The sequence below is a fragment of the Streptomyces sp. NPDC048671 genome (assembly GCF_055587045.1).
In genome coordinates this window covers 176,396-192,956 of record NZ_JBVJHB010000012.1, presented here as the reverse complement: position 1 = coordinate 192,956, position 16,561 = coordinate 176,396, and the positions used below count along the sequence as shown (strand labels likewise).

The window sequence follows — 16,561 nt, the reverse complement described above, 5'->3', positions numbered from 1 at the left end:
CCGTGCCCGGCGGGGGCGGCCGCGGCCGCCCCCGCCGGGCCCTCTCGCATCAGCGGCTCGCGGACCGCACGATCGTGAAGGCCGCGCCCTCCGGATCGGCGACTGTCGCCACCCGGCCGCTGGCCCCCTCCCTGGGGGGCTGGAGAATGTGTCCGCCGAGCTCCACCACGTGCTGCGCCGCCTCGTCCGTGTCGGCGACCTCGAAGTACGTCATCCAGTGCGGGCCGCGGTCCCGCGGCAGGCCGTGGCCGACGCCGTGCAGCGACGCCACCGGGCGGCCGCTCAGATGCAGGGTCTGGTAGTCGAAGTCGGCCGAGACCACGGCCTCCGCCTCGTAGCCGAAGACCGCCTGGTAGAACTTGGTGACCGTCGCCGTCTCCCGGGTCACCAGCTCGTTCCAGACGGGTGTGCCGGGCGCTCCGGCCAGCGCGGTGCCGACATGCGGGGCCGCCTGCCAGATCCCGAAGACGGCCCCGCACGGGTCGGAGGCGATGGCCATCCGGCCCGCCTCGCCCGCGTCGAGCGGGCCGACAGCGACCGTGCCACCGCAGGCACGGATCGTCTCCGCCGTGACATCGGCGTCGTCGGTGGCCAGGTAGGTCGTCCACGCGATCGGGAGGTGCCGGTCGGGAGGCAGCTGTCCGATTCCCGCGACCTCCTTCCCGTCGATCAGTGCCCGGACATACGGGCCCAACTGCTCCGGGCCCGGTCCGAACTCCCAGCCGAACAGTTCGGCGTAGAAGTTCTGGGTCGTGTCCAGGCCGTGCACGATCAGGCTCACCCAGCAAGGTGTTCCGGGTGTACGCCGAGCGGCAGCCTCGGTCATCGTCACTATCTCCTCGGACCATCGTGGTGGCCGTACGGGGGAACGGGGCCTGCGCGCCGTTGTGCGGTACGGGATGTGTACGCCCCGTGCAGATGCTTGCACCACCCGGCGCGCGATGCGCCCCGGCCGCGCCGCACTTCCGTGATCTCGACGGACGAGATCCCGTTTGTTGCGGTACGACCATTTCGCGGTTGTTACGGGTGGGCAGGCAACTGCGCGAGGATGGCTCCCATGAAGCCCATCATCTCCGCATCCGAATGTGCGAGCGAGTCGGCGGGGCCACGTCCGCCGGTGCTCCTGGACGTACGTTGGCAACTGGGCGGCCCGCACGGCCGGCCCGACTACGAGGCCGGGCACATCCCAGGGGCGGTCTTTGTCGATCTGGACGCGGAGCTCGCCGGACCGGCGGGCGCCGGCGGCCGTCATCCACTTCCCGACCCGGCGGAATTCGGGGCGGTGATGCGCCGCGCCGGGGTCCGCCGGGACCGTTCGGTGATCGTGTACGACGGCGGCCAGGGCTGGGCGGCGGCCCGCGCCTGGTGGCTGCTGCGCTGGACGGGGCACCGGGACGTCCGGGTGCTGGACGGCGGTCTCGCCGCCTGGACCGGCGAGCTGTCGAAGGAGACCCCGGCCCCCGCCGAGGGCGACTTCGACCCCGAGCCGGGAGCGCTGCCCCTGCTGGACGCGGACGGCGCGGCGGCCCTGGCGCGCTCGGGCCTGCTGCTCGACGCACGGGCCGCCGAGCGCTACCGGGGCGATGTGGAGCCGATCGACCCGGTGGGCGGGCATATCCCCGGCGCGGTCTCGGCCCCCACGGGGGAGAACGTCGGCGCGGACGGGCGTTTCCTGCCCGCCGGCGCGCTGGCCGCCCGCTTCGCCGGGCTGGGTGCGGACGGGGACACCGCGGGCGTCGGCGTCTACTGCGGCTCGGGCGTCTCCGGCGCCCATGAGGTGCTGGCGCTGGAGATCGCCGGACACCGGGCCGCTCTCTACGCGGGCTCCTGGTCCGAGTGGTCGGCCGACGCGTCCCGTCCGGTCGCCACGGGCCCCGACCCCCTGTAACGGGACAGCCGGGCCGAACCGGGCTCGTAACGGGACAGCCGGTCTGAACCTGGCCCTTAACGGGACAGCCGGGCGCAACCGGGATGACGGGTTCCGTCCGGACAGCGCACAAGGGCCCGTACGCAAGCGCGTACGGGCCCCCGTCATGCGGCGATCACCCGGTCAGTCCTGTTTCTTGCGGCGCGTGCCGAAGACGATCTCGTCCCAGCTCGGCACCGCGGCCCGGCGGCCCGGCCGGACGCCGTCCGCCTCGGCCTGGCGGTCCGTCGTCCCGGTCAGCCGGTCGCGGTGACCGGCCACCGCTCGTGGCATCAGCACATCCGCGTAGGCGGAACCGGCGCCCGCGGAGGCCGCCGGTGCGGGCGGATCCTCGGCCTCCGGCTCCTGCCCGGCCGGTTCGATCGCCGGGGGCTCGGGCGGCGCGGGGCGTTCCGGCACGACCATGTCGCCGCGGAAGCTCGGTACCGCCTCCAGGAGGCTGGTGAGCGAATCGCGTTCGCTCGCCGTGACCCCGCCGATGCGCTCCTCCGGCTCCGGGGCCGGAGGCGGAGCGGGGCGCTCCATCTGGCGGTCCAGGGCGCGGTCCAGCGGCCGGTCGCGCGGCAGCCGGGCGATCCGCGGGACGAACGGGAAGCTGGGTTCGGGCGCGGCGACATCGTCGGTCTCGCCGATCAGCGAGCGCGCCTCGTCGTCCACCGCCTGGACCAGCCGGCGCGGGGCGTCGTACGTCCAGCTCGCCGAGTGCGGCTCACCGGCGACCCGGTACACCAGGAGAACCTCCCAGGTGCCGTCGTCGCGGCGCCAGGAGTCCCACTGGACGGTTTCTCTGTCGGCGCCGCGCAGCAGGAGGCGCTCCTGCACCGCCTCGCCGAGCTGGGGGCCGGTGTTCTCGCCCGGACGGCGCACGGGAGTCTTCCGGGCGCGCTCGGCCATGAAGGCGCGCTCCGCGAGCACGGGGCCCTCGAAGCGGCGGACACGGTCGACCGGAATCCCGGCGAACTGAGCGACTTCCTCCGCCGAGGCACCGGCTCGTATCCGGGCCTGGATGTCGCGGGGCCGGAGGTGGCTCTCCACCTCGATCTCGATCTGGCCGAGCCGCGCGCGGTCGTTGCGCACGGCGGCTCGCAGCCGCTCGTCGATCGGAAGTGTGTACTCCGTGCTGTCTGCAGCCTTGAGCACCAGTCGTGTGCCGTCGTTGGAGACGGCCACGACACGCAGTTCGGGCATGGGGACCTCCCGGGTGGTGCCTGCCGACGTCACGTGCGTCGCTGCTTCCGCTAGTCGAGTGTGGCCTGCCCGGCTGCAGCCTGCCACAACATTGCCGTGTTGCCCGGCGTGTCGGGCGTGAGCCCTTGATCGCCGGTGTGGCACGGTGACCTCTTGCGCAACACAAAGTGACCTTAGGTCACTCCGTGCAGCCGGCCCCCGTGCGATGCCGTGGCGCCGCCGGATCGAGTGCCTCCTTCGGCCCCCTCCCGAAGGTTGCGGACTTCCACGCGGGAGTCCGGCCCCAGGGCTCGCCACAGTACTCCATTCGGACCGTGTGGGTGGACCGCCGCGGCGCCGAAGTTCTCGTGAGGCACGGGAGTTGAGCCACCCGGTTGGAGGTGGGATGTCCCCCTCGCGTGTCCTGCTTCACACAATCACCGTAAGCGGAACTATCGGCTTCGCTCAAATGTCCCTTCTTGTTGCATGGTGGGAGCGATGTCAATCAAGGGCTGGAAATGGTGCAGAAGCCGGAAAGTGACATAGAACCCAGAGAAAGGCGGATCGATCTCAGCCTGCCCCAGGTCGCGGGCAGTGCGGTCGCGGCGGTCGCGGCGGCGGTGGCGGCCTCGCAACTGGGCGTGTACGGAACGATTCTCGGCGCCGGGGTGATGAGCATCGTGGCCACCTGCGGCGGCTCGGTCTTCCAGCACTTCTTCCGTCGTACGGGTGAGCAGATCCGCGAGGTCACGGTCCAGGTGAAGCATCCGGACCGCGAGGTGACCGTGCGCACGCGCCAGACGCGTGACGCCGGGGACGCCGACGCGACGTGGGGGACCCCGCAGACGCGGGTCGCCCTCCGGGAGGCCGAGGGCTCCGCCGACGCGGCCGCGGTGCCGCCTGCGGTGGACGCCACGACGGTCCTGCGCCGGGTGGACGGGGCGACCGCGCCCAAGGACGCGGACGCCACCACCGTCCTGCGCACCGTGGACGCCACCACCGTCCTGCGCCGGACGAACGGCGACCCGGACCGTACGCAGCTGATCAAGGCGCTCGACGGAACCCGGCCGCTCGCGACGGCCCCCGGGGCCGGGGACGACGCGTTCTCGCAGGCGACCACGCACGGCACCCGGATCCGCGGCTGGAAGCGCTCGGCGCTCGGGGCCGCGGTGGTGTTCGCCGTCTCGATGGCCGGGATCACCACGTTCGAGCTGATCTCGGGCAACGACCTGAGCGGCGGTCAGGGAACGACCGTGGGCTCCGTCGTACGCGGTGACCGCGGACCGGCTCCGGCCGACCCCGCGCCGTCCGGCAGCACCGACCCGGGCCAGGACCGCCCGACCCCGGGCCAGGACGACAGCCCGGCTCCCGGCACCGACCCGTCTCCGGGCGGGAGCCGGAGCCCGGAGACGGACCGGGACGGCAGCTCCACGGCGGACCCGACGCCCACTCCCACCCCGACCCCGTCGGACTCCGCGGGCGACGGCTCGGTCGCCCCGCCTCCGCCCACCCCCGGCGACGGCGGCGGCACCACCCCCGACCCGACGGGCACCGGCAGCGCGCCGGCGCAGGAGAACGCGCCGACCGGCACGGACAGCGGTCAGTGAGCGGGCACGGTGATCAGTCGCCCAGGACCCGGCGCAGGTAGTCGTTGGCGAAGCGGCGGTCCGGGTCCAGCCGGTCCCGGACCGCGGTGAACTCGCCGAACCGCGGGTACACCCCGGCGAGGTACCCGGAGTCACGGGTGTTGACCTTGCCCCAGTGGGGGCGGCCGCCATGGGCGGTCATGATCCGCTCCACCGCCGTGAAGTACGCCTGGTAGGGCGTGCCCCGGTACAGGTGGACGGCGATGTACGCGGTCTCCCGGCCCGAGGCCGTGGAGAGCGCTATGTCGTCGGCGGGGGCGGTACGCACCTCCACCGGGAAGCTGATCCGCAGCGGGGAGCGCTCGACCATCGCCCTGACCTCGCGCAGCGCCTCCACGGCCGCCTCGCGCGGCAGGGCGTACTCCATCTCCACGAACCGCACCCGGCGCGGGCTGGTGAAGACCTTGTACGGGATGTCGGTGTACGTGCGCGCCGACAGGGCGCGGCTGGAGAGCTTGGCGATCGAGGGGATCGTGGCGGGTACCGCCCGGCCGAGCGAGCAGGCCGCCTGGAATATCCCGTTGGAGAGGAGCTCGTCGTCGATCCAGCCGCTGACCTTTCCGGGCGGAGCGGCGGGGCCGGAGCTGCGGTTGTTGCGCTTGGTGTTGCAGTTGCCGGTGTGCGGGAACCAGTAGAACTCGAAGTGTTCGTTCTCGGTCACCAGCTGATCGAAGTCGGCCGTGACCTTGTCGAAGGTCATCGGCTCCTCGCGGGCGGTCAGCAGGAACACCGGCTCCACGGCGAAGGTGATCGCCGTGATGACGCCCAGGGCGCCGAGCCCTATCCGGGCGACGGCGAAGACATCCGGATTCTCGGTCTCCGAGCAGGTCAGCACCGTGCCGTCCGCCGTGACCAGCTCCAGGGCGCGTATCTGCGCGGATATCGACGCCGAGTCGCGGCCGGTGCCGTGGGTGCCGGTGGAGGTGGCCCCGGCGACCGTCTGATCCATGATGTCGCCCATGTTGGTGAGCGAGAGGCCCTCGCGGGCCAGCGCGGTGTTGAGCCGCTTCAGCGGCGTGCCGGCCTCGACGGTCACCGTCATCGCCGCACGGTCGATCTCCCGGATGCCGGTGAGCAGATCGGGGCGTATCAGCAGCCCGTCGGTGGCCGCGGCCGCGGTGAAGGAGTGGCCGGTGCCCACCGCCTTCACCTTCAGGCCGTCCTCGGACGCCCTGCGCAGCTCATCGGCCAGCTCGTCCACGGAGGCGGGTGACACGGTCCGTACCGGACGGGCGGTGACGTTCCCCGCCCAGTTACGCCACGCGCTCGTCGTCGTCCGTGCGTAGGTGTCGGTCATCTTCCCCGAGCCCTTCCGTAGGAACCGGCCCACTGAGCCGGCGGTACCCCAGGAACGCCACCGCGGCCGCGAGCGCTCCCGCCACGGCGGGCACCGCGTACCCCGCCTTCGCCCCGGACGCGTCGACCACCCAGCCGGCGGCCGAGGAGCCGAGCGCCACACCCACGGCGAGCCCGGTGCTGGTCCAGGTCATGCCCTCGGTCAGTCTGGTGCGCGGTACGTGCTGTTCGACGAGAGCCATCGTGGTGACCATCGTCGGTGCGATGGCGAGGCCCGCGACAAAGAGCGCCACGGCCAGGAACGGCAGGCTCCCGGCCAGTTGGAGGGGGATCATACTCACGGCCATCGCACACACTCCCACCAGCCACCGGCTGGACGGCCTGCCCTTCAGATGCAGCAGGCCGAAGACGGCCCCGGCGAGGCAGGACCCCAGCGCGTACACGGCCAGCACGAGACTCGCCGCGGCCTTGTGGCCCTGCTCCTCGGCGAAGGCCACCGTCACCACGTCGACCGCCCCGAAGATCGCCCCGGTCGCCACGAAGGTCACCACGAGCACCTGGAGGCCGCGGGAGGCCAGCGCGGAGCCGCCGGTGTGCCGCGCGTGCGGATGCGGCACCGGCTCGGTGGCCCGCTGTGCGGTCAGCCAGAAGACGCCGACCAGCAGGAAGCCCGCGGCCAGCAGCGGGCCCGCCTCGGGGAACCAGGCGGTGGAGAGCCCGATCGAGATGATCGGGCCGAAGATGAAGCACACCTCGTCGACGATCGACTCCCACGCGTACGCGGTGTGCAGCTCGCGCGCCGAGCCCCGGTAGATCTCCGCCCAGCGGGCCCGGACCATCGAACCGACGCTGGGGACGCAGCCGGCTCCGGCCGCGAACACGAACAGCGTCCAGTCCGCCAGCCCCTGCTGCGCGCAGACCAGCAGACCGGCCACGGCCGCCAGGGCGACGAGGGTCACCGGGCGCAGCACCCGGCGCTGCCCGTGCCGGTCGACCAGCCTGGATATCTGCGGCCCCACCACCGCCGCGGCCATCGCCAGCGTCGCCGAGAGCGCGCCCGCCAGCCCGTACCGGCCGGTCAGCTGGGAAACCATGGTCACCACGCCGATGCCCATCATGGACAGCGGCATCCGGCCGAAGAAGCCGGCCGAGGAGAACCCCTTGGAGCCGGGGGCGGCGAAGATCGCGCGATAGGGACTGGGCAAGAGGTACTCCGCTACGGCGCGGTCACACGCGCTGTCAGGGGTGAACGTGGCCGACACAGCTTACGGGTGAGGCGCTGCACGCCGACCGCGGGAGGCCGGCGGCCGTGCGGGGCGGATGTCGGTTGGAGCGGCGCCGGGGGCGGGTGGCAGGATCGATGTCATGTCCGATCTGCGCGAGCCCGCCCCCTACGACGCCCTGCTGCTGCTCTCCTTCGGAGGCCCCGAAGGCCCGGACGACGTGGTTCCGTTCCTGGCGAACGTGACCCGCGGCCGGGGTATCCCCGAGGAGCGGCTGAAGGAGGTCGGCAAGCACTACTTCCTGTTCGGCGGCGTCAGCCCGATCAATGCCCAGAACAGGGCCCTGCTCGACGCCCTGCGCAAGGACTTCGCGGAGCACGGACTCGATCTGCCGGTGTACTGGGGCAACCGCAACTGGGCGCCCTACCTGACCGACACCCTGCGCGAGATGGCCGGGGACGGACACCGTCGCATCGCCGTCCTGGCGACCAGCGCCTACGCCTCCTACTCCGGCTGCCGGCAGTACCGCGAGAACCTCGCCGAGTCACTGGCCGTCCTGGAGGCCGAAGGGCTGTCGGTGCCGCGCGTCGACAAGCTGCGGCACTACTTCAACCACCCCGGCTTCGTCGAGCCGATGGTGGACGGCGTCCTCGCCTCCCTGGCCGGCCTTCCCCAGGACGTGCGGGCCGGGGCGCACCTCGCCTTCACCACGCACTCCATCCCCACCTCGGCGGCCGATGTCTCCGGCCCGCCGGAGGCGCACGACGGCGACGGCGGTGCGTACGTCGCCGAGCATCTCGACGTGGCACGGGTGATCGTCGAGGCCGTCCGTGAGCGGACCGGCGTCGAGTACCCCTGGCAGCTCGTCTACCAGTCGCGCAGCGGCGCCCCGCACATTCCGTGGCTCGAACCCGACATCTGCGATCACCTGGAGCTGCTGCACAGCGACGGCGTTCCCGCCGTGGTGATGGCGCCCATCGGCTTCGTATCGGACCACATGGAGGTCCTGTACGACCTCGACACCGAGGCCACCGCGAAGGCCGCCGAGCTCGGCCTGCCGGTGCGCCGGTCCGCGACCGTCGGCGCCGACCCGCGGTTCGCCGCGGCGGTGCGCGACCTCGTGCTGGAGCGCGCCGCCGCCGAACAGGGCCGCGACGTGGAGAGGTGCGCACTCGGGGCCCTCGGGGCGAGCCACGACCTCTGCCCGGCCGGCTGCTGCCCGGCCCGTGTCCCCAGGCCGGCCGCCGCGGGCGCCGACAGCCCGTACGCGTGACGCCCCACCGACCCGACCCGCACCTCCTCATCCCCCTGGGAGCGCCGTGACCGACCCCCTGCTGTCCGAACTGCTCGACCTCGCCCTGGACGTCGCCCACCGGGCCGGCGCGCTGCTGCGCGACGGCCGGCCCGCCGACCTGGGGGTGGCCGCGACCAAGTCCAGCCCGGTCGACGTCGTCACCGAGATGGACATCGCCGCCGAGAAACTGATCACCGGTTTCCTGTCCGAACGCCGCCCCCGGGACGGCTTCCTCGGGGAGGAGGGCGCCAGCTCCGAGGGCAGCAGCGGCATCCGCTGGGTGATCGACCCGCTCGACGGCACCGTGAACTACCTGTACGGGCTGCCGACCTGGGCCGTCTCCGTCGCCGCCGAACGGGACGGCGAGCGGGTCGTGGGCGTGGTGGAGGCCCCGATGCGCCGGGAGACGTATCACGCGGTCCTCGGCGGCGGTGCGTACGCGAAGGGCGGTGCCTTCGGGGACGGCGGGGCCGCCCTGCGCTGCCGCCCCGCCCCGCCGCTCGACCAGGCGCTCGTGTCGACCGGCTTCAACTACGTCGCCGACGTCCGCGCGCACCAGGCCGAGGTGGCGCGCGTGCTGATCCCGCGGCTGCGGGACATCCGGCGGGGCGGCTCCGCCGCCATCGACCTCTGCGACGTCGCCGCGGGCCGCCTCGACGGCTACTACGAGCGCGGCCTCCACCCTTGGGACCTGGCGGCCGGTGACCTCATCGCACGGGAGGCCGGCGCGCTCACCGGCGGGCGGCCGGGGACGCCGGCCGACGGAGACCTGACGGTCGCCGCGTCACCGGGCGTCTTCGAGCCGCTGAGCTCCCTGCTGGAGGAACTGGGCGCCTGGCACGACTGAGCCGCTGTGCGGGCCGTGGGCGGCACCGCGACGGAGAAGGCCCCGCACGTGCCGGTACGGCACCGCGGGGCCTTCTCATGACGGCTCAGACGCTTGTGGCGCCGATGTGGACTCCGTGCTCGGCCGCGAGGCGGTGCAGATCCTCCAGCTCGCTCTGCTCGACGTCCGCAAGGAAGTCGTCGCCCGTCTCGCGGGCCTTCGTGAGGTCGGACTCGGTGGTCTTGATGCGTTGCAGCAGACCTGCGGTGAAAGCGTCCATGAGGCGCCCCCTCATCGTGGGTCGGTGGCACGGGGGTGTGCCCGGGTTTCCCTCCGCCGAGGCGGTAGGGCGGGTGATCACGCATCCTCCGGGGGAACGGAGGGGGCCAGTGGCACGCCACATACGAGACGTGATCGCGGGTGTGAATTCGTCCTCCCCAGCCCGGCCCGCGGAGAAACCTCAACTGGCCCGGAAAACCACCGCATTCCGGGAAGCCGCAGGTCGGGCCGCGCCGTCTTACCGCCGGTTTATACGCGTTACGGGCAGGATGGAGGCGCACAGACCGTGTCCGGACACGGCCCGGATCCTGGGCCACCGGCCTGATCCGGACATTCCGCCGGTCCGTTCTGGACGTTGTGCAGCTCTGTTGTGGAAGTTCTAAGGAAGGAAGCGCCGTGCGCGTACTCGTCGTGGAGGACGAGCAGCTGCTCGCCGATGCGGTGGCCACCGGATTGCGCCGGGAGGCCATGGCCGTCGATGTCGTGTACGACGGTGCAGCGGCACTGGAGCGCATCGAGGTCAACGACTACGACGTCGTGGTGCTGGACCGGGACCTCCCCCTGGTGCACGGCGACGACGTCTGCCGCAGGATCGTCGAGCTGGGCATGCCGACCCGGGTGCTCATGCTCACCGCCTCCGGAGACGTCAGCGACCGGGTGGAGGGACTGGAGCTCGGCGCCGACGACTATCTGCCCAAACCCTTCGCCTTCAGTGAGCTGACCGCGCGGGTCCGGGCCCTCGGGCGCCGTACGACCGTCGCCCTGCCGCCGGTCCTGGAGCGCGCCGGGATCAAGCTCGACCCGAACCGCCGGGAGGTCTTCCGGGGCGAGCAGGAGGTCCAGCTCGCGCCCAAGGAGTTCGCGGTACTGGAGGTCCTGATGCGCAGCGAGGGCGCCGTGGTCTCGGCCGAGCAGCTCCTGGAGAAGGCCTGGGACGAGAACACCGACCCGTTCACCAACGTCGTCCGGGTGACCGTCATGACCCTGCGGCGCAAGCTCGGTGAGCCGCCGGTCATCGTCACCGTGCCCGGCTCCGGCTACCGGATCTGACGCCGGTGCCCACTGTCCCGCCGCCCGCGACGGCGCCCCCCAAACCCACCTGGGAGCCCAAACAGCAGGAGCCCCCGTACCCCTGGCTGCGCCCGACGATCCGGATACGCCTCACCCTGCTGTACGGCGGCATGTTCCTGATCGCCGGCATCCTGCTGCTGTCGATCATCTACATGCTGGCCGCTCAGGCCCTGCACGTGGGCAGTGAGCTGCCGTTCAAGATCGTCGACGGCCATGTGTCCAGCAACGTCTGCAACCTGCTGGGGGAGGGGAGCTCACCGAACTCCGTCAACGCGGCGATGAACTCCTGCGTCAACCACCAGCGTCAACAGGCGCTCGACACACTCCTCAACCGGTCCCTGCTGGCCCTCGTGGGCCTGAGCATCATCGCCTTCGCCTTCGGTTACGCGATGGCGGGACGGGTGCTCTCGCCGCTGGGCCGGATCACCCGCATCGCCCGCCGGGTGGCCGGCACGGATCTGTCCAGGCGCATCGAGCTGGACGGTCCGGACGACGAGTTCAAGGAGCTCGCCGACACCTTCGACGACATGCTGGACCGGCTGGAGCGGGCCTTCACCGCACAGCAGCGGTTCGTCGGGAACGCGTCGCACGAGCTGCGCACGCCCCTGGCGATCAACCGCACGCTGCTGGAGGTCCACCTCTCCGACCCGCAGGCACCCCCGGAGCTCAAGCAGCTCGGCAAGACGCTGCTGGCCACCAACGAGCGCAGTGAGCAGCTGGTGGAGGGCCTGCTGCTGCTCGCCCGCAGTGACAACCAGATCGTCGAGCGCAAACCCGTCGACCTCGCCGAGGTCGCCTCGCGCGCCCTCGACCAGACACGGGCCGAGGCCGAGGCCAAGGGCGTGGAGTTGCGCGCCGAGCCGGCCCCCGCCGTGGTCCAGGGCAACGGCGTGCTGCTGGAGCGGATCGCGCTGAACCTCGTACAGAACGCGGTGCGCTACAACGTCCCGGACAACGGCTGGGTCGAGGTCACCACCGAGCTCCTGCCGGGCCAGGCCCTGCTCGTCGTCTCGAACACGGGTCCAGTGGTGCCCGCCTACGAGATCGACAACCTCTTCGAGCCCTTCAGACGGCTGCGTACGGAGCGGACAGGCAGCGACAAGGGGGTGGGGCTCGGCCTGTCGATCGCGCGGTCCGTCGCGCGCGCTCACGGAGGCCGTATCATCGCGGAGCCCCGCGAGGGCGGTGGTCTTGTGATGCGCGTCTCACTGCCTGTCTGACAGGCCGGACGAAGCGATTCGCACCCAGATTATTTTGTTCGCTTTGAGCGGAATTTTCAGGACCCGACCCCAGAGAGTCCATGTGTGATCGATCACAGGAGCGAATTTCCGGCCGTCCACGCTCCGTGACCAGGGCCCCCATCGGAAATCCGGTAAAAGTCGGGGTTTTCGGGGGCCATTATCACGGGAAGTACACGGGGTGGTGCCTGTAAAGGGCGCCGCCAGGACCGTGTACGGTCCCCATCGCCACCCAAGCCGATCACTCTCGAGCGGTCCTTTTGGGTGTCGATTGAGTAACAGACCTTGATGTGAGGCAAAATCTCCGCCTCGGGTCGGGCACAAGTCCGGCCTCTCACGCGTTACGTGCGCTGAGACACCGCAGACACCCAGAGGGGGAGAGCGACATGGCAACGGATTACGACACCCCACGAAAGACCGACGACGACGTCGATCAGGACAGCCTTGAAGAGCTCAAGGCTCGTCGGAGCGACAAGACGGCCTCGGCCGTCGATGTCGACGAGTTCGACGCGGCAGAAGGACTGGAGCTGCCCGGCGCAGACCTGTCCAACGAAGAGCTGGCCGTAAGGGTCCTGCCGAAGCAGGCCGACGAATTCACGTGCATGAGCTGCTTCCTCGTGCACCACCGCAGTCAGCTGGCCCGCGAGAAGAACGGCCAGCCGATCTGCCGCGACTGCGACTGAGGTCCGGTCGGCCGTGGCAGGGGACACACCGTTCCGGAAGCGGCGCCCCCGGCGTAGCAGTAAGGCGTCGGAGGCGCATCAGGGCGGTACAGGCCCGGCAGAAGGCGTAGCAGCGCCTGCCGAGCCGTCCGCCCTGCCACCCTCGCCGGGCGGACAGGATGAGCGAGGCCGGCCGGCCTCGCTCGAAGCAGCCGGAGCAGCTGCAGAAGTCGACACGGCCGACAGGGCCGAACAGGTCGACAGGACGGAGCCCGTGACCGGGGCAGGCCGTCTGAATTCAGTGAAACGGGGCGTACGCAAGGGCGGGGAGAGCGCCAGGGCGGCGATCGGTCATATCGCCGACCTGATCATTGATATCGCTCCCCGCGTCCCTGTGCGCGATCTCGCCACCCTGCGGGGGCAGTTCCCGGACCTCGGGCCCGAGGAACTGGCCGACCGGCTCATCGCGGGCGCAGCCAAGGCCACCGCCACCGTCGGCGCCGGAATCGGCGCGGCGGCCATGATGCCCGTACCACCCGCCATGCTCGCCGAGCTGGCCGCGGAGATCACCGGTGTGGCCGCGATCGAGATGAAGCTCGTCGCCGAGCTGCACGAGGTGTACGGACTCCGTCCGCCCGGCGGCATCGGCCAGCGCTCCACCGCCTACCTCACCTCCTGGACCGAGGAGCGAGGCATCGACGTCATGCGCCCTGTGACGGTCAATGCGGCGCTCGGCGGCCAGATGAAGCGCGAGCTGCGCCAGCAGATCATGAAGCGCACCGTGCGCGACCTGCCGAACCTGATTCCGTTCATGATCGGCGCCACGGTCGGCGCGATGATGAACCGCCGCGAGACCAGAAGACTTGCAGAACGGGTCAGAAAGGATCTGCGGAAGCGGCAGATCCCCTGGGACCGGCTGCCGGAGCTGCCGCCGCTGGAACGGCCCGCGCTCCCGTACGAAGCCTTTCCCGGCCACCCGGAGGACCAGCCCCCGGAGGACCAGCCCCCGAAGGGCTAGAGCCGTTCACACGCGGCCGTTCACGCGCCCCGCGCAAGACCCCGGGCTCCTGGGAGCCGGGAGCGGGTTCTAGGCCCGCACCGCCGCCTTCAGCGCCGCCACCAGGGCCTTCGGCTCGCGCGTCGACAGATAGACGTACGGAGTCGGGTCCTTCGGATCGGTGACCTTCACCCGCACCGCCGTCGGGATATAGCTGCGCAGCAGCATGAAGGCCCGGGTGTCCGCCTTGTACGAGCGCCAGGCGCGCGCCTCCTCGGCCTCCAGCACCTCGGCCTCACCGAGCGCCGAGACCGGGATCCGCGCGTCACCCGCCACGAGGGCGTCACCCACCACCCGGATCCGGGCGGAGCCGTACGAGCTCACCACCACCGCCGACGCGGCCGTCCCGCCCACCAGGCCGGCGAGCAGCGGCAGGGTGCCCAGTGGCAGCAGCATCAGCGCGCACGCGATACCGAAGAGGAAGCAGATCACCCACCATGAACGGGGTGCGGTGAGGCGTTCGTCGAATGGCGGGGCGGAAGGCTGCATGCGCCCAAGCTTGGCACGGCGCGACCTGCGGGTACCCGCGCGGGTAAGGTCTGCGGCTGTGAGTGGAACATCTGCGGCTCTGAAGCCCCCGGCCGACGCGGTGAAACCGGTCCGGCACCCTGACGCGCCGCCCCCCGGCGAACTCCTCGGCGCGCACTACGAACACTGTTTCGGCTGCGGCGGGGGACAGCCGCACGGGCTGCACCTCCAGGCGCGGGCCGGCGAGGGTGTCGCGGTCACCGCCGAGTTCACCGTGCAGGCCGCCCACCAGGGCGCCCCTGGCCTGGCGCACGGCGGGGTACTGGCCACCGCGCTCGACGAGACGCTCGGCTCGCTGAACTGGCTGCTGCGGGTGATCGCGGTGACCGGACGGCTGGAGACCGACTTCGTCCGCCCCGTGCCGGTCGACACGGTGCTGTTCCTCGACGCCGAGATCACCGCCGTGCACGGCCGGAAGATCTACTCCAGGGCCACCGGCCGGATCGGCGGCCCGGACGGGCCCGTGGCGGTCCGGGCCGAGGCCCTCTTCATCGAGGTCAAGGTCGACCACTTCATCGAGAACGGCCGCCCGGCCGAGATCCGCGCGGCGATGGCCGACCCCGACCAGGCCAAGCGCGCCCGCGCCTTCGAGGTGAACCCCTGATGCGCCATCCCGTGGACGTACTGATCCGCAGGACCGACCCCGACGTGCCGATCCCGGCGTACGGGCACCCCGGCGACGCCGGGGCCGATCTGGTGACCACCGAGGCCGCGGAGCTGGCACCGGGCGAGCGGGCCGTGCTGCCCACGGGGGTTTCGATCGCACTGCCCGACGGGTACGCCGCGTTCGTGCATCCCCGATCAGGCATCGCCGCGCGCTGTGGAGTCGCACTGGTGAATGCCCCGGGGACGGTTGATGCCGGGTACCGTGGAGAGATCAAGGTGATCGTCATCAATCTCGACCCGCGCGAGTCCGTGCGGTTCGAGCGGTTCGACCGGATTGCCCAACTGGTCGTGCAGCAGGTCGAGAAGGTGCGCTTCCACGAAGTGTCGGAGCTTCCCGGTTCGGCGCGGGCCGAAGGGGGCTTCGGGTCCACCGGCGGTCATGCCGCCGTTGATGTTGATGGCGTCCGGGGCGGGGTTCCCCAGGGCGGGAACAGCTACGCTTCGGTCGAATCCGACCGGGAAGGACAGTGACGTGTTCGGACGTCGCAAGAACAGTGGTTCCGCCGAGGACACGGCGGACGAAGCGCGCGAGGCCGAGCAGGTCGTCGACGAGCTCGATGACGCCGATGCCGCCAAGGGCGGATCGCGTCGGACGAACCTTCCGCCGGCGCCGCGACCGGACGGGCCGTGGGACATCGAAGAGGTGTCCCAGCCCGGCGAGGGCCGGGTCGACCTGGGCGGCATCTTCGTACCCGGTGTCGAGGGCATGGAGCTGCGTGTCGAGGTCGCCGGTGACGCGATCGTCGCCGCCACCGTCGTGCTGCGCGACAGCGCGATCCAGCTGCAGGCCTTCGCCGCCCCCAAGAAGGAGGGCATCTGGGGCGAGGTCCGCGACGAGATCGCCTCCGGCATCACCCAGCAGGGCGGGATCATCGACGAGGTTGAGGGCCCGCTGGGCTGGGAGCTGCGCGCGCAGGTCCCCGTACAGCTTCCCGACGGGGCGAACGGCGTGCAGCTGGTCCGCTTCGTCGGCATCGACGGCCCGCGCTGGTTCCTGCGCGGTGTGATCTCCGGCCAGGGTGCCGTGCAGCCGGAGGCCGCCGGTCTGCTTGAGACGGTCTTCCGGGACACCGTGGTGGTCCGTGGTGACGGCCCGATGGCCCCGCGCGACCCGATCGTCCTCAAGCTCCCCGACGACGCCCAGATGGTGCCCGAGGGCGTTCAGCAGGAGGAGCAGGAGGGCTCGAAGTTCTCCGGTGGCATGGGCCAGCTCCAGCGGGGCCCCGAGATCACCGAGGTGCGCTGACCCCGCACCCGTAAGCACCGGCCGGTGGGCCGTACCCCTTTCGCGGGGGTGCGGCCCACCGGCTTTTCCGTGTCCGCCGGGGCCGTCACCCCGGCCCGTGAGGACAGCCGCCCGTATGGGGCGCGTATCGGGCACGTACGGGCGCCGTCAAGGGCCGGCCCATCTCCGTATGGAAGCCATCAACGCAGGTCAAAGCGGTGTCTGCGGCGGGTTTGCTCATGAGGTCCGAGAAATCCGCACCTCATCCAGGAGCACCCGATGGCCGATATGGCCTTCGTCGCCACCACGATCGCGGTCTTCGCGCTGGTGGCACTCATCGCCAAGGGGGTGACGAAGCTGTGACCGCCGAAAACGTGGTGGGCCTCGTCGTGGCCGTCGCCCTGCTGGGCTATCTCGTCCTCGCCCTTCTGTACCCGGAGAGGTTCTGAGCCCGAA

The 16,561-nt window shown here is 71.4% G+C and carries 18 protein-coding genes; 12 read left to right on the top strand and 6 right to left on the bottom strand.

What is annotated here, in order from left to right; translation table 11 throughout:
* Positions 1-49: 49 nt before the first annotated feature.
* Positions 50-826, bottom strand: coding sequence for a VOC family protein (locus ACZ6S6_RS24960; RefSeq protein ID WP_469706976.1), 777 nt, complete (start codon positions 824-826; stop codon positions 50-52).
* Between the two features lie 231 nt (positions 827-1,057).
* On the opposite strand from ACZ6S6_RS24960, the gene ACZ6S6_RS24955 reads away from it, so the two are divergent.
* A complete protein-coding gene (locus ACZ6S6_RS24955) occupies positions 1,058-1,888 on the top strand; it encodes a sulfurtransferase (protein WP_469706975.1) in 831 nt (276 codons plus the stop codon).
* 162 nt (positions 1,889-2,050) lie between these two features.
* Here ACZ6S6_RS24955 and sepH read toward each other — a convergent pair whose 3' ends face one another.
* Positions 2,051-3,115 carry a septation protein SepH gene (sepH, locus tag ACZ6S6_RS24950; RefSeq protein WP_362966749.1) on the bottom strand — a complete coding sequence of 355 codons (1,065 nt, stop codon included), beginning with the start codon at positions 3,113-3,115 and terminating at the stop codon, positions 2,051-2,053.
* A gap of 497 nt (positions 3,116-3,612) precedes the next feature.
* Here sepH and ACZ6S6_RS24945 point away from each other — a divergent pair, with 497 nt between their 5' ends.
* On the top strand, positions 3,613-4,701 hold the full coding sequence (locus ACZ6S6_RS24945; protein ID WP_469706974.1) for a hypothetical protein: 1,089 nt from the start codon (positions 3,613-3,615) through the stop codon (positions 4,699-4,701).
* A 13-nt stretch (positions 4,702-4,714) separates the two neighbouring features.
* On the opposite strand, the gene ACZ6S6_RS24940 is transcribed toward ACZ6S6_RS24945, so the two are convergent.
* On the bottom strand, positions 4,715-6,037 hold the full coding sequence (locus ACZ6S6_RS24940; RefSeq protein ID WP_469706973.1) for a D-arabinono-1,4-lactone oxidase: 1,323 nt from the start codon (positions 6,035-6,037) through the stop codon (positions 4,715-4,717).
* Entirely contained in the window at positions 5,994-7,241 is a 1,248-nt protein-coding gene (locus tag ACZ6S6_RS24935; protein ID WP_362966743.1) for an MFS transporter, read from the bottom strand. The genes ACZ6S6_RS24940 and ACZ6S6_RS24935 overlap by 44 nt, the downstream gene beginning before the upstream one ends.
* A gap of 160 nt (positions 7,242-7,401) precedes the next feature.
* Between ACZ6S6_RS24935 and ACZ6S6_RS24930 the strand changes: the two genes are divergently transcribed.
* Positions 7,402-8,532 (top strand): ferrochelatase, encoded by a 1,131-nt coding sequence (locus ACZ6S6_RS24930; RefSeq protein ID WP_469706972.1) that lies wholly within the window; start codon positions 7,402-7,404, stop codon positions 8,530-8,532.
* Between the two features lie 46 nt (positions 8,533-8,578).
* On the top strand, positions 8,579-9,400 hold the full coding sequence (locus tag ACZ6S6_RS24925) for an inositol monophosphatase family protein (RefSeq protein ID WP_469706971.1): 822 nt from the start codon (positions 8,579-8,581) through the stop codon (positions 9,398-9,400).
* Positions 9,401-9,485: 85 nt separating this feature from the next.
* Here ACZ6S6_RS24925 and ACZ6S6_RS24920 read toward each other — a convergent pair whose 3' ends face one another.
* Positions 9,486-9,659, bottom strand: a complete 174-nt coding sequence (locus tag ACZ6S6_RS24920) for a hypothetical protein (RefSeq protein WP_362966737.1) — start codon at positions 9,657-9,659, stop codon at positions 9,486-9,488.
* Positions 9,660-10,054: 395 nt separating this feature from the next.
* Between ACZ6S6_RS24920 and ACZ6S6_RS24915 the strand changes: the two genes are divergently transcribed.
* The 4 genes from ACZ6S6_RS24915 (at position 10,055) to ACZ6S6_RS24900 (ending at position 13,647) form a co-directional block, all read left to right on the top strand.
* Positions 10,055-10,708, top strand: coding sequence for a response regulator transcription factor (locus ACZ6S6_RS24915; RefSeq protein WP_024490544.1), 654 nt, complete (start codon positions 10,055-10,057; stop codon positions 10,706-10,708).
* A gap of 5 nt (positions 10,709-10,713) precedes the next feature.
* A complete protein-coding gene (locus ACZ6S6_RS24910; RefSeq protein WP_362966735.1) occupies positions 10,714-11,949 on the top strand; it encodes a sensor histidine kinase in 1,236 nt (411 codons plus the stop codon).
* Between the two features lie 404 nt (positions 11,950-12,353).
* Entirely contained in the window at positions 12,354-12,650 is a 297-nt protein-coding gene (locus ACZ6S6_RS24905; protein WP_003965732.1) for a DUF4193 domain-containing protein, read from the top strand.
* A 13-nt stretch (positions 12,651-12,663) separates the two neighbouring features.
* A complete protein-coding gene (locus tag ACZ6S6_RS24900; protein ID WP_469706970.1) occupies positions 12,664-13,647 on the top strand; it encodes a hypothetical protein in 984 nt (327 codons plus the stop codon).
* 69 nt (positions 13,648-13,716) lie between these two features.
* On the opposite strand, the gene ACZ6S6_RS24895 is transcribed toward ACZ6S6_RS24900, so the two are convergent.
* Complete coding sequence (locus ACZ6S6_RS24895) at positions 13,717-14,175, bottom strand: DUF3093 domain-containing protein (RefSeq protein WP_362966731.1); 459 nt, start codon at positions 14,173-14,175, stop codon at positions 13,717-13,719.
* A gap of 58 nt (positions 14,176-14,233) precedes the next feature.
* Here ACZ6S6_RS24895 and ACZ6S6_RS24890 point away from each other — a divergent pair, with 58 nt between their 5' ends.
* From ACZ6S6_RS24890 to kdpF, 4 genes are all read left to right on the top strand, one after another.
* Entirely contained in the window at positions 14,234-14,818 is a 585-nt protein-coding gene (locus tag ACZ6S6_RS24890) for a PaaI family thioesterase (RefSeq protein WP_362966729.1), read from the top strand.
* Positions 14,818-15,351 carry a dUTP diphosphatase gene (gene dut, locus ACZ6S6_RS24885; protein ID WP_362966727.1) on the top strand — a complete coding sequence of 178 codons (534 nt, stop codon included), beginning with the start codon at positions 14,818-14,820 and terminating at the stop codon, positions 15,349-15,351. Before ACZ6S6_RS24890 ends, dut begins: the two co-directional genes overlap by 1 nt.
* A gap of 1 nt (position 15,352) precedes the next feature.
* The gene (locus ACZ6S6_RS24880; RefSeq protein ID WP_362966724.1) at positions 15,353-16,126 is read left to right on the top strand and encodes a DUF3710 domain-containing protein; all 774 of its coding nucleotides are present in this window, start codon (positions 15,353-15,355) and stop codon (positions 16,124-16,126) included.
* Positions 16,127-16,464: 338 nt separating this feature from the next.
* Positions 16,465-16,554: a K(+)-transporting ATPase subunit F gene (kdpF, locus tag ACZ6S6_RS24875; protein ID WP_037777601.1), complete on the top strand. Its 90-nt coding sequence runs from the start codon at positions 16,465-16,467 to the stop codon at positions 16,552-16,554.
* Positions 16,555-16,561: the final 7 nt, after the last annotated feature.

What these genes read in the sequence shown, in the direction of transcription:
- ACZ6S6_RS24960 (WP_469706976.1), bottom strand. Translation starts at nt 826, where the DNA reads ATGACCGAGGCTGCCGCTCGGCGTACACCCGGAACACCTTGCTGGGTG.
- ACZ6S6_RS24955 (WP_469706975.1), top strand. Translation starts at nt 1,058, where the DNA reads ATGAAGCCCATCATCTCCGCATCCGAATGTGCGAGCGAGTCGGCGGGG.
- sepH (WP_362966749.1), bottom strand. Translation starts at nt 3,115, where the DNA reads ATGCCCGAACTGCGTGTCGTGGCCGTCTCCAACGACGGCACACGACTG.
- ACZ6S6_RS24945 (WP_469706974.1), top strand. Translation starts at nt 3,613, where the DNA reads ATGGTGCAGAAGCCGGAAAGTGACATAGAACCCAGAGAAAGGCGGATC.
- ACZ6S6_RS24940 (WP_469706973.1), bottom strand. Translation starts at nt 6,037, where the DNA reads ATGACCGACACCTACGCACGGACGACGACGAGCGCGTGGCGTAACTGG.
- ACZ6S6_RS24930 (WP_469706972.1), top strand. Translation starts at nt 7,402, where the DNA reads ATGTCCGATCTGCGCGAGCCCGCCCCCTACGACGCCCTGCTGCTGCTC.
- ACZ6S6_RS24920 (WP_362966737.1), bottom strand. Translation starts at nt 9,659, where the DNA reads ATGGACGCTTTCACCGCAGGTCTGCTGCAACGCATCAAGACCACCGAG.
- ACZ6S6_RS24905 (WP_003965732.1), top strand. Translation starts at nt 12,354, where the DNA reads ATGGCAACGGATTACGACACCCCACGAAAGACCGACGACGACGTCGAT.
- ACZ6S6_RS24895 (WP_362966731.1), bottom strand. Translation starts at nt 14,175, where the DNA reads ATGCAGCCTTCCGCCCCGCCATTCGACGAACGCCTCACCGCACCCCGT.
- dut (WP_362966727.1), top strand. Translation starts at nt 14,818, where the DNA reads ATGCGCCATCCCGTGGACGTACTGATCCGCAGGACCGACCCCGACGTG.